The sequence below is a fragment of the Betaproteobacteria bacterium genome, from assembly GCA_009377585.1.
Classification (GTDB): domain Bacteria; phylum Pseudomonadota; class Gammaproteobacteria; order Burkholderiales; family WYBJ01; genus WYBJ01.
In genome coordinates this window covers 49,764-62,413 of record WHTS01000027.1, presented here as the reverse complement: position 1 = coordinate 62,413, position 12,650 = coordinate 49,764, and the positions used below count along the sequence as shown (strand labels likewise).

Below are 12,650 nucleotides of genomic sequence, written 5' to 3'. Positions count from 1 at the left end.
CAACGGGGCGAGAAGCGCCTCGATCTTGCTGTCGCACTCGACCACACGTTGCGCCACGCTGTCGTACATTGCCAGCGCCTGCGTCAGCACGAACAGGTGCTCCTCGCGCCAGTTGCCTGTCAGGGCACGTGGGATGTCGGCGGCGCTGGCCTTGACGCGGCCGTGGCGGTGTTGGGCCAATACGCGCGGATCGCGCTGACCGGCGACGATGTCGCGGATGATGGCCTGTCCGGTCATGCCCATCACGTCGGTGAGCACCTCGGTGAGCTGAATGTTCATCTGCACGAGCGCCTTTTGCATGCGCTGTACCCAGCTGGCCTGCTCCTCGAGCAGCACCTCGCGCTGGCGCACCACAGCGCGCACGACGCACACTTCGTCCCCGGGCCGCCAGGCGGCACGCAGGAAAACCCAAACTCATCAGCTTTTGCAGCCACTGACAGTCTTGCACGTCGCTCTTGCGCCCCGGCACGTACTTCATCTGCCGCGCATCGACCAGCCACACCTTCAGTCCGCGCCGCTCCAGCACTTCGTAGAGCGCGATCCAGTACACCCCGGTGGACTCCCAGCGCCACGGTATCGACCCCGCACGCGATGAGCCAATCGGCCATGGCATTCAGATCGTCGGTCATCGCACCGAACTCGCGTACCGGCTCATCAGCCCCATGCCGGGGCACCGCCACCCAGTGGCTCGAGGCCCCAACGTCAATTCCCGCCGCGTTGGAAAACACCACCTCTTCATCTCGCTTGCGCATCGCCATTGTCTGCTCCAAGATCGTTAGTGAACGGCAGCGCCATGGGAGACGTCGAATTCGACTCGATCTCATGAACGGGATGCGCATTGCTGCGCTCACCACTGTCGCCGACGAATCCCGGACCATGCTCTTAAGCGGGCTCGCAACAGCTCGCACCATTGATGGGTCGGTCATCTCGGCGCCGCCGTTCACCTTGTAGCGCAGGTCGGTTTTTCTGCCAACGCCTGGCCCGGAACGGGGTTGAGAAGCTCTCAAGAAACCCAACCAGGTTTCTTAACCGCGCCTGCCCGCCTGCGGGGCTAATACTGCTCATGAGGAGGGGAAAGCGAAGCGCCGGGGGTAAGGCCGGGAATTCGCGGACCATGGTCCGCGCCGGGCGAGCGGCATCGGCCTGCATGCCGATGCGCGCCCTGCAAGGGGTGTGGTTCATGTCGTCGTCGCGGACACGTCCCCGCCGCCCAGCGCCTCTTCACGAACGTCGTCGAACGACGCGTAGTTCATGGCATGCAACCGGTGATAGAGCCCATGCCGGTCCAGCAACTGCTGGTGCGTGCCCGTTTCGACGATACGGCCGTCCTGCAGCACGATAATGCGGTCGGCATTTCGTATCGTGGCGAGCCGATGCGCGATCACAACCGCGGTGCGCCCGGCGAGCAGCCGCTTCATCGCGATCTGGATCGCGCGCTCCGTGTAGCTGTCGATGCTGGCCGTCGCCTCGTCGAGGATGAGGATGTCGGTATCGGCGACGAGCGCACGCGCGAAGCTCACGAGTTGGCGCTGGCCGAGCGATAGATTGGAGCCGCGCTGCTCGAGGCGCGTGTCGTAGCCCTGCGGCAGGCGCATGATGAAATCGTGCGCGCCGACCGCGTTGGCCGCAGCGATCACCTGCTCGCGGGTCGCGCCGACGCTGCAATAGCGGATGTTCTCGAAGATCGTGTCGGTGAAGAGGAACGGCTCCTGCAGCACCATGCCCACGTGCCGGCCGAGCGAGTGCTGGGTGACATCGCGCACGTCGTGGCCGCCGATCAGCACCTGCCCGTCCCGGACATCGTAGAAGCGATGGATGAGCGCCGCGGTGCTGGTCTTGCCCGATCCGGTCGGACCGACCAGGGCGATCGTCTCGCCGGGGGCGACCTCGAAGCTCACTTCGTGCAGCACTGGCCGCTCGGGGACGTAACCGAACGTCACGTTGCGGAATTCGATCGAAGGCTCGATCTCGTCCAGCTCGCGCGCACCGGGTTTGTCGACGACGTCGACCGGCACATCGAGCACCTCGAAGATGCGCTGCCCGGAAGCCATCGCGCGCTGCATCACGCTGTACTGCGCGGTCAGCGAGCGGATCGGATCGAAGAACCGCTGCACGTAAAACACGAACGCCACCATGACGCCGAGCTCCAGCGTGCCGTCGAGCACCCGGGTGCCGCCGGCGAACACGACGATCGCCATCGCCATGCCCGTGAGCGTATCCACGATCGGGATCATCACCTGAGAGAATTTCGCCGCCCGCAGCGTGGCGCTCAGGTAGTCGCGCGCTTTGCGCTCGAAGCGCACGAAATTCACCTTCTCGCGCGTCATTTCCTGCACGGTGCGCACGCCGTTGATGTTCTCGGCGAGCGCCCCGTTCACGATGGAGCTCGCCTGGCGCGCGCGGACGAACGCGCGGCGCGCGGGCGGCAGCCAGATCATGCGCACGATCAACAGCACCGCCACCACCGACAGTGTGAGCACCGCCAGCTCGACATCGAGGGAAAGCAGCACCGCCACGATGCCGACGAGCAAGAGCAGATCGCCGAACGCGGTCACCAGCGTGTCGAGGAACTCCTGCAATGCCCCGACATCGCCTTGCAGGCGCGACATGAGCCGCCCGACCTCGGTCTTGTCCATGAAGGACATGGACAGCCGCTGCAGGTGCGCATACATGGCGCGTCGCAGATCGAACAGAATGCGCTCGCCCGTCTTGCCGACGATCACCTCCTGCCCCAGGCTCGCGGCCGCGTTGACGGCAATCGCCAGCGCAAAAGCCAATGCCGCCGTCAGCAGGAGATTGCGCTCCAGCGCGCCTGGCACGAGCGCCCGGTCGATGGCGGTTCCGATCAGGAGCGGGATCGCAAGCTGGCTGGCGGTGAAGAGCACCACGCAGCCGATCGCCAGCCATAATGAACGGCGATACGGCACGATGTAGCCGAAGAAGCGGCGAACGATCCCGCGATCGAAGACTTTACCGAAGATCTTTTCGTCGATGTCCTCGTTCAGTCCGTGCGCAGGTTCCGCCGGGGTGACTGTTCTACTTTGCGTCGTGGCCATCGCGACATTCCTTATCGATCGCCGCCGCGCATGCGGAGCTCCGGAGATACCGTGCCCGGATTCCCGCCTACACGAAAATGACGCGGTTCCAATGAATCCCTCATTTCGAGAATACGCCGGTGGTTTGCGGCGCGGCGTCCGTGAGCCCCGTATCTGCACCGCGAAGCTGCAGCTCGTACAGGTCGCGGTAGCGACCGCCGAGAGCAAGAAGCTCGGCGTGCGTGCCGCGCTCGACGATGCGGCCGGATTCCAGGAATACGATCTCGTCCGCGTGCAAGAGCGATCCGAGCCGGTGCGAGATGACGATCGTCGAGCGTTCCTTGCCAAGCTCGCGCAGTGCCGCCCGAATCTTCTGCTCGGTGCCCGCATCCACCGATGCGGTCGAATCGTCGAACACGACCACCGTCGGCTCCGGCAGGACGCTGCGCGCGATCGACAGCCGCTGGCGTTGCCCGCCGGAGAGCGTCAACCCGCGCTCGCCCACGAGCGTTTCGTAGCGTCCCGGCAGACGCTCGACGAAGCGATGCAGCTGCGCGGAGTCCGCCGCGTCGGTGACGCGCTCCTCGCCCGCTTCGGGATCGCCGTAAGCAATGTTGCCTTCGATCGAGGCCGAGAACAGAAAAGTGTCCTGCTGCATGACGCCCACGCAGGCGCGCAGCGACTCCAGCGTCACCTCGCGGATATCCTGGCCGTCGATCGTGATGCGTCCCGCACTCACGTCGTAGAAGCGCGGGACGAGATGCGCGATGGTCGACTTGCCGCTGCCGGGCGGGCCGACGATACCGAGGGTCTTGCCCGGACCGACTTCGAACGAGACATCGGTGAGCGCCAGCGGTTCGCCGCTCGCCTCATAGCTGAAATCGACCTGCTCGAAGCGCAGCACGCCCTCGGTCACGACAAGGTCGCGTGCGCCGGGCTTGTCCCGGATCGCCGGCCTCAGGTCGAGCACTTCGAATACGCGCGCGCCGGATATGGAGCCGCGCGCCGCAGAATTGACGATCATGCCGATCTGGCGCACGGGCTGCTGCAGGATCGCCATGAAGGTCAGGAACTCGGCCAGCGTGCCGACCGACAGCACGCCCTCGATCACCCTCAGCCCCCCGATCCAGAGCACCAGTCCCATGGCTGCATAGTAGGCGAGGCTCATGGCGGCGCCGTTGCGGTAGCGCACGTCGATGCGCTTCATCGACATGGCCAGCGCGTCCGCCGAAGCCTGGTCGAACTTGGCGAGCTCGAAGGCCTGGGCGACGAACGCGCGCACTACCCGGATACCGCCGAGATTCTCTTCCATGATGCGGGTGAGCGCCGACAGCCGCTCCTGCAGCTCGCGCCACGTGCGCCGCAGCCACAAGCGCGAAACGGCGGCGCGCCAGGCCACGACCGGAACGAAGCTCAATGCCAGGACGCCGAGCAGCGCATCGAGGTGCACGACGTGGTAGCCACCGTATCCGACCAGGACCACCAGCGTGACGGTGCGGAACACGGCGTTCTCGAGAAAGCGGCGCACCCCCTCGACGTCCAGCATGCCGCGCGTGATGAGGTCGCCCGAGTGGACGTGATCGTGGTAGCTGAAGGAGAGCCGCTGCAGCTTATCGAAGTACGCCAGCCGCAGCTCGTAGCCGATGCGATGCCCGAGCGACTCGCCCAGGTAATTCTGGAACATCGTGAACACCCCGCGCAGGATTCCTGCGCCGAGCACCAGCAGCGCGGTGGTCCAGAGCGCCGCCACGGCGGCGTCGCGACCCGTGGCCCCGTGAGCGAGCAGACCCTGTGCGTGGTCGACCGCGTCGCCCAGGTAGCGGGGAATCAGCAATTGGAAGTTGGCCGCGACGATGGCGCAGACGACGCCCGCCGTCATGCTGGAGCGATGGCGGGCCGCCATGCGCAGGATGCGCAGGATCACGTTGACCGAGACCTCGCGCGCGGGCGCGGAGGCAGGCTTCGCGGCCGCAGCGTCGCCCGCTGTGTTGCCTTGGTCTGCGGTGGAATTACTCAAGCGCGAAGCCACTCGAAAATGCACGCACCAACCGTCATTCCCGCGAAAGCGGGAATCCAGTCGTAACGATCTCGCCGATCATCCCTGGACTCCCGCCTGCGCGGGAGAGACGACTCTCTCACACTCACTCACAGTTCGTGCAGATGCGAGACCGTGTGCTCCTCGGCCGTGACGAACTCCAGCAGCGCGGCCCTTCCGCTGTCCGTCACCTTGCGTGCCCGGTTGAAGGCTTCCGTGATCGCGCCCGGCTCGGTCACCCGCTCCGACCAGCCGCCGAGCGACTTCGCGATATCCGCATAGCCGCCGCCCAGATCGCGCGTGCGGAAGAGGTCGTGCGAAGTCTTCATGTGTCGCGTCTCCACCGCCATGCTGTTGTTGTTGAGCACGACGGTCAGGATCGGAATATCGGCGCGCACCGCGGTCTCGAAGTCCAGGCCGGTCATGCCGAAGGCCGCGTCGCCCATGAAGTTGACGCAGAACTTCTCCGGCGCGGCGAGCTTCGCGCCCATGATGAGGCCGAGCCCCGTGCCCAGTTGATGCGACTTTCCCCAGCCGATATACGTGCGCGGCCCGCCGGCGCGATAGGTCGGACACATCTGGTAGCGCGGGCTGCCCGAATCGTGCGTGACGATGGCCGTATCCGGGTCGACCACCGCCATGAAGTCGGTGATCACGCGGTAGGGATTGATGGGCGTGTCGTTCGACTGGAGCTTCGGCGACCAGTGCTCGAGCCAGCCGGCACGCAGCTTCTCGATCTCGGCGCGCACCGTCGCCCCATCGCGCGGCTTGCCCTTCGTGAGCTCCTTGCAGGCATCGATGAACTGGCGCAGCACCAGCTTCGCGTCGCCCAGCAAGGGATGATCGGCGTAGTAGGACTTGTTGTGGTCGATCGCATCGGCCGTGTTGTGGATGATGATCTTGCGCCCGGGAATGTTGGCGCACATGTTGTGCTTGGAAAGCGACGAGCCGACCGCGAACACGAGGTCCGCATTCTTGAGGAAGTGGAAAGCCGCATCGTTCATCGCCGCCTCGGCGCTGCCCAGCGCCAGCGCATGACGCTCCGGAAACGCGCTCTTGCCCGCAAGCGTGGAATAGACCGGCGCCTGCACCAGTTCCGCGAGCTCGACGAGCTCCTGCGTGGCGTCGGCGTAGAGCACGCCCTGGCCGGCCTGAATGACCGGGCGCTTGGCGTTCAGGAGCGCCTTGGCCGCGCTCAGGACGTCGTCCGGATTCGCCTGCGCTTTCGCAATCCGGACCGGGCGATAGCTTTCGGCCACCGCGGGATCGATCTGCGCATTGCCCACGTCGATCGGAACCTCCACCAGCGCGGGCCCGGGCCGCCCCGAGCGCATCTGCGTGAAGGCGCGCCGCAGCGTATCGCCCGCGCGCTCGGGCCGGTTGATCTGCTCGGCGAACTTGGTGACCGATTCGTAAGTCCGGATCGAGGAGAAGTTGGGAAAGACACGATCGCGCTCGAGCGGATGACCGAGCGGCAGCAGCAGCATCGGCACCGCGTCGGAAAATGCCGTGGAAACGCCGGCGAACGCGTTCTCCGCTCCCGGGCCGTACTGCATGGCGAACGCGCCCGCCGGGGCGCCGTTCTTCACCCGGCTCCAGCCGTCTGCGATACCGACGCCAACACGCTCCTGGCGGCAGATCACCGGCTTGATCCCGGCCGCGGCCGCCGCCTCGATGACGGGCGTAGTCGGAAATGACGGCAGGATATGGATGCCTTCACGCTTGAGAATCTCGGCAATCGCGTCGATCGTTCGCATCTTGGTTCTCCGGGTGAACGTGGTCCCGCTCCGTGCGCAAAGCGCACCGCTCGGCCACCACATGATTCCTGCGCCAGTGCGGCAAATGAGTTCATAATATTCGCAGATGTCCCGCGCTGCACGATGGAGAGATGGATGCCTGCAACGCAGCTCGTGTACGACCCTGTCGCCCCCTGCCTCACCGCGCCGCAGTCGAGCCGCCGCTCGCTCGATGCGCTCGCCGGCAAGGTGATCGGCTTCATCGACAACTCCAAGCCCAATTTCAACCTGCTGGTCGACGAGCTGGCGACGCTGCTGCCCGCCCGCTACGGCGTGGCGCGCGTCGTTCACCGCCGCAAGCGCAGCGCGTCGCAAGCGGCCTCCGAGACGATGCTGCAGGAGCTGGTCGAGCAGTGCGATGCGATCATCACCGGATCGGGCGATTGAGGCTCCTGCACGTCGTGGAGTATCCACGACAGCGTAGAGGCGGCGAAGCGCGGCAAGGTCGCGCTGACCGTTTGCTCGAATAGTTTCACCGGCCTGGGAAAGGCGCAGCAGAAGGCGCTCGGCGCTCCGGACCTGCCCATCGCGGTCGTTCCGCACCCGTTCGGCACCCGCAGCCGCGACGAGCTGCGCGAAATCGCCGCAGGCTGCGTCGACGAGATCGCCCGGCTGCTGTGTGAGTCCGAAGCGCAGGGGTCCGCCGCCAGTGCGCGCTGGAACGTGCCCGCGGCCCCGCGCGCGGGGCTCGTCGAAGCGCCCACGCGTTTCGACGAGCTCAACAAACTCTTCATGGCGCGGCGCTGGGGCGACGGTCTGCCGATCGTGCCGCCGACGCAGGAGGCGCTCGCGCGCATGCTGCGGCACACGCGCCGCGCGCCCGACGAGGTCGTTGCGGCGATTCCGCCGGGATTCGGCGCGGCCACGGTCGAGTACATCGCGGTCAACGCCGTCATGGCAGGCTGCCATCCGGAATATCTGCCGGTACTGATCGCGGCCGCCGAGGCGGTCGCCACACCCCAGTTCCACGCCCAAGCCATTCAGGCCACGACCAACCCGGCGGCCGTCTGGCTCATCGTGAACGGGCCGATCGCGAGATGGCTCGAGGTCAATTCGGGCAGCAACTGCCTCGGCCAGGGCACGTGGGCGAACGCGACGTTGGGACGGGGGCTGCGGCTCGTCCTGCAGAACATCGGACGCGCGTTGCCGGGCGACATGGATCGCGCGACGCAGGGTCAGCCCGGCAAGTACACTTTCTGCTGCGCGGAGAACGAGGACGCGAGCCCCTGGGAGCCGCTGCACGTGGAGCGCGGCTTCGGTCCCGACGCGAGCACCGTGACCGTGGTCGGCGCGCTCGGCACCTGGAGCATGAATATGACCGCCGCCGCAGCCGAGGACGTGCTCGCCATGATCGCGGACACGATGCAATACCCGGCGAGCAGCGACTACGTGTACGGCGGCGCGCCATTCGTCGTGCTGTCGCCGCAGCACGCGAACCTGTTCCATGCGGCCGGCTGGAGCAAGGCGGAGGTCAAGCGCCGCCTGTGGGAGCAGTCGAGGCTGCGGGCGGGACGGTCGCGCGGCAGCGAATTCCAGCGCACCTCGACCGGACGCCGCGACGAGCTGGGCGAGGTCGGAGCGGATACGATGCTTCCCATCTCGCAGCAGCCCGAAGACATCAGCATCGTGGTCGCCGGCGGCCCGGGCTCGCATTCGGTCTTCGTGCCGGTGTCGGCGCACACGCGCTCGGTCACGCGCGAAGTGGTATTGTCCGAGTAGATCGCAGCGCCTCGCTGCCGCGCAGGCGGAGTCCAGGATTTTCGCATCCGATGCTGGATTCCCGTTTTCACGGGAATGACCCTGTAACAGACCGCCGTGCCGTCACTCCCGCGCAAGCGGGAGTCCAGGATGATGCGACCAACCGTGGACTTTCGTTTCACGGCAATGACGATGCCTTGACCGCCTTCGGGCGGCGGTGAAGGCCAGGAGGAGTGAATCAATGCCGCAAGCTTTGGTCATCGGAGGCTCGCTGGGCGGATTGCTCGCGGCGAATCTCCTGCGCTCGATCGGCTGGCAGGTGCAGGTGTTCGAGCGCGTGAGCGACGATCTCGCCAGCCGCGGCGCCGGTATCGGCACGCACGAGGAGCTGCTCGAGATCATGCATCGCGTCGGCGTCGAGGTCGACGCCTCCATCGGCGTGCATCCCGAATCGCGCACCTGCGTGGACCGCAGCGGCAAGCGCCTGCACCGCATCCCGCGACCGCGCATCCTCAGCTCCTGGGGCCGGCTCTACCGCGCGCTCAAGGACGCGTTTCCCGCCGAAGACTATCACTTCGACAAGTCGCTCGCGTCCTTCACCGACGATGCGTCGGGCATAACAGCGCATTTCACCGACGGCACGGTCGCACGCGGCGATCTGATCGTCGGCGCCGACGGCATCCGCTCCACCGTGCGCGCGCAGATCCTGCCCGACGTGGAGCCGCAATACGCGGGTTACGTCGCCTGGCGAGGGCTGGTTCCCGAGGCAGCCCTGCCCGCGGAGCTGCACGAAGAAATCTTCATGCACAACGTCGTCTGCTATCCCGACGGCGACGCGATGACGGCCTATCCCGTGCCGGGCCCGAACAACGATGTGCGCCCCGGGCATCGCTCGTACAACTGGGTCTGGTATCACCCGGTAGACGCCCAGGAACTGGCGAATCTCTGCACCGACGCGACCGGCTTCTGCCACGGCACGGCCATCGCGCCGGCGCTGATCCGGCCGCAGGCGATCGCCGCCATGGTCGCGGCTGCCTGCAAGGCCCTTGCGCCGCAGTGTGTCCAGGTGATCGAGCTCACCACGCAGCCGTTCTTCCAGGCGATCATCGATCTCGAATCGCCGCGCATCGTGGGCGGGCGCGCCGCGATCCTGGGCGACGCCGCGTTCGTCGCCCGGCCGCACGTCGGCATGGGCGTCACGAAGGCGGCGCTGGATGCGGAGTGCCTTGCCGATGCGCTGGTCGAATCGACCGACATCGATACCGCCCTCGCGCGCTACAACGAACGCCAGCAAGCCTTCGGTGCGCGCGTGATCGCACGCGCGCGGCGGGTCGGCGCGCATCTCGGCGCACAAGCCACCAAGCCGCCGCAGACATGGACCGAGCTGGAACGCCACCACGATCCGGTCTTCATGATGCACGAGACCGGCCGGCGGCTGCGCGACATTCCGGAGCTGATGGCGCTCGTGGACGCGAACCGGACGAGGCGCGCATCGACAGGAGTACAGGCATGATCACGCTGGCGTCGAGTCGTGTTCCGCGCAAGCGACAGCGCGGAGTTCGGAGGTGGACCGTTCCCGCGTTGGTACTGGCCGCAGCGCAACCTGCACTCGCCCAGACGGAAGCCAGCGCCTATCCCAACCGGGTGGTGACGCTGATCGTTCCGTTCTCACCGGGCGCCAGCACCGACATCGTCGCGCGCCTGATCGCGCAGAAGCTCACGGCAGCCTGGGGACAGACGGTTGTGGTCGAAAACCGCCCGGGCGCGAGCGGCGCGATCGGCTTGAGCGCGATCGCTCGCTCGGCGGCGGACGGCCATACGCTCGGCATGATGATCGTAAGCCATGCCACCAACGCCGCGCTGCTCGGCAACAAGGCGCCAATCGACCTGGTGAAGGATTTTGCCCACATCGGTCAGGTGGTATCGCAGCCGTATCTGCTCGTGATCAACCCAAGCCTGCCGGTCCGCTCCGTGCCCGAGCTGATCGCGCTCGCGAAATCCAGGCCGGGCGCCGTGACCTACGGTTCCTCCGGCGTGGGCAGCGTGCTTCATCTCGCCGGCGAGCTGCTCGCCGCGCAGACACGGATTCGCATTACGCACGTGCCGTACAAGGGTGCCGCACCCGCGCTTTCGGACGTCGCCGGCGGCCATATCGCCATGCTGTTCACGAGCCGCATGTCGGCACAGCCGCTGCTCGCAGCAGGCAAGGTGCGCGCGCTCGCAGTGACCTCGACCGAGCGCGCCGCCGGCGCGCCCGAGATCCCGACCCTGCAGGAAGCAGCCAAGCTCGCCTCGTACGAAGTGAACGGATGGTATGGCGTCTGCGCCGCTGCGGGCACGCCGCCCGCGCTGGTCGAGCGGCTCAATCGGGACATCAACCGCGTGCTCGGCATGCCCGAAGTGCGCGAGCGGATGACGGCCGCAGGCACATTGCCGGCCGGCGGCACTCCCGCCCAATTCGCGCAGCTCGTTCGCTCGGAAGTCGAGAAATGGAGCCGCATCATTCGGCAGGCGGGGCTGTCGACCGGATCGAGCTGAGCGCGCCGGACGATCCGGCCGAGCTCGAAGCTTTCAGTCCACGAGTCTGCTGCCGATGGCAGCCTGACTCGAACCCGGAGTTCTCCGAGGAACCGGGGCGATCCAGTTCCTTTCTCTAGCAAAACTGGATGATTCGTAAGGTCGGCAAGCGAATGTCAGCGCGTGGGTCCTGCACTATGGAGGCGGCTTTGCAACCGTCCGGAGAGGCAGCCGGCGGCTGGGCAAATCCGGCGATCAGTCGTTGTGTGGAGCCTTCCTTCACCAGATAAATACCTGCGGTCCCTATATCGGTTAAGGTCCGCCCAGTACGCGATGCATACAGCCAACCTGCGCGGGTAAGCACCCATCCGAACGTGAGCCGTAGCGAAGGAGCGTACCTGATGGTATCTGTTTGTACTTTCCCATCTGGATAGAGTAACCAGACCTTAGTTCCCGGGAATGTCCTCAAGTGATCGCTTTCGCGGCGCTCAATCACATAAGCATGCGCGAATTCTGAGTACCTGATTCTTCGCTTCTCCTCGGCGGAGGCACTGAAAAGGGGCCAGGCTCGAATTTTTTCGGATTTTTCGTGCGAGCTTCCCAAGTTACCCTTCGTTTAAGCCCACCAACGACCGGGTAACCACCGCCAGCACCAACCAACGCCTAGAACCATCGCGCTATTCTCATTTGTCTCCATCCCTTGTCATGATGCCGGCGATCGAACTCAGCTTCGATTCCACGATCATGCCTCGCCAACCTCGCGTTCATCTTCCTGGCGTCCCGCTGCACATAGTCCAGCGCGGCCACAACCGCGAACCGTGTTTCTTCTTCGAAAGAGATTACCACTGCTATCTTCACTGGCTAAACGAGGCTCTGATCGCTACCGCGACCACGCTTCACGCCTACGTCCTTATGACCAACCACGTGCACCTGCTGCTCACCCCCAGTGATGCCCACGCCATACCCGAGCTCGTCATCTCTCTTGGCAGGCGCTACGTCCAGTACATCAATCGTTCCTATCGGCGCACCGGCACCCTCTGGGATAGCCGTTACAAGTCCTCGATCGTCCAAACCGAAACGTACTTCATCGCATGCCAGCGCTACATCGAACTCAATCCAGTGCGCGCAGCGATGGTCGAGGACCCCGCACACTACCGCTGGAGCAGCTATCGACATCACGCGTTCGGTCAACCGAATCCTTTGCTTTCTCCTCGATCCGAGTACTTGGCGCTGGGTCTCAAAGCCGAAGCGCGGCGAGAGGCTTATCGCGAATTGTTTCGCCAGGCACTCGACCAGAACGTCATTGCTGACATCCGCATCGCCCTGGACCAAGGCCAACCCCTCGGCGACGCTCGCCTCTATGACATGATCGAACGAGCAACTGGGCGGCGGCGTGAAGCCCGGCCGCGTGGCCGACCGCGCAAGCGTCAACCCGAAGTCGGTACGGCTGCGGACGCACAAAAGCCAACTTCTCCTTTGGGCCTTGTGCATGGCCGTCCAGACATTGGCCCACTATAGTTGCAGTCACTACGCAAAAATGCGAGCCTGGCCCCTTTTCGACAAGCGAGG

The 12,650-nt window shown here is 65.6% G+C and carries 7 protein-coding genes and 2 pseudogenes; 5 read left to right on the top strand and 4 right to left on the bottom strand.

Translation table 11 applies throughout. The annotated features are described in order from the left end of the window. The 4 genes and pseudogenes from GEV05_11415 to GEV05_11400 form a co-directional block, all read right to left on the bottom strand. Positions 1–758, bottom strand: a pseudogene (locus GEV05_11415) (IS110 family transposase). 420 nt (positions 759–1,178) lie between these two features. Continuing rightward, positions 1,179–3,056 (bottom strand): ATP-binding cassette domain-containing protein, encoded by a 1,878-nt coding sequence (locus GEV05_11410; GenBank protein MPZ43992.1) that lies wholly within the window; start codon positions 3,054–3,056, stop codon positions 1,179–1,181. Between the two features lie 100 nt (positions 3,057–3,156). Next, a complete protein-coding gene (locus GEV05_11405; protein ID MPZ43991.1) occupies positions 3,157–4,938 on the bottom strand; it encodes an ATP-binding cassette domain-containing protein in 1,782 nt (593 codons plus the stop codon). 242 nt (positions 4,939–5,180) lie between these two features. Further along, positions 5,181–6,827 carry a thiamine pyrophosphate-requiring protein gene (locus GEV05_11400; protein ID MPZ43990.1) on the bottom strand — a complete coding sequence of 549 codons (1,647 nt, stop codon included), beginning with the start codon at positions 6,825–6,827 and terminating at the stop codon, positions 5,181–5,183. 135 nt (positions 6,828–6,962) lie between these two features. Here GEV05_11400 and GEV05_11395 point away from each other — a divergent pair, with 135 nt between their 5' ends. The 5 genes and pseudogenes from GEV05_11395 to GEV05_11375 all read left to right on the top strand — a co-directional run bounded on the left by GEV05_11395 (position 6,963) and on the right by GEV05_11375 (position 12,512). After that, positions 6,963–7,253 carry a hypothetical protein gene (locus GEV05_11395; GenBank protein MPZ43989.1) on the top strand — a complete coding sequence of 97 codons (291 nt, stop codon included), beginning with the start codon at positions 6,963–6,965 and terminating at the stop codon, positions 7,251–7,253. Positions 7,254–7,529: 276 nt separating this feature from the next. Beyond that, complete coding sequence (locus tag GEV05_11390) at positions 7,530–8,585, top strand: hypothetical protein (GenBank protein ID MPZ43988.1); 1,056 nt, start codon at positions 7,530–7,532, stop codon at positions 8,583–8,585. A 220-nt stretch (positions 8,586–8,805) separates the two neighbouring features. Continuing rightward, a complete protein-coding gene (locus GEV05_11385) occupies positions 8,806–10,077 on the top strand; it encodes an FAD-dependent oxidoreductase (GenBank protein MPZ43987.1) in 1,272 nt (423 codons plus the stop codon). Further along, on the top strand, positions 9,939–11,102 hold the full coding sequence (locus GEV05_11380; GenBank protein MPZ43986.1) for a tripartite tricarboxylate transporter substrate binding protein: 1,164 nt from the start codon (positions 9,939–9,941) through the stop codon (positions 11,100–11,102). The genes GEV05_11385 and GEV05_11380 overlap by 139 nt, the downstream gene beginning before the upstream one ends. Before the next feature lie 723 nt (positions 11,103–11,825). Further along, a pseudogene (locus GEV05_11375) lies at positions 11,826–12,512 on the top strand (transposase). The last annotated feature ends 138 nt before the right edge of the window (positions 12,513–12,650 follow it).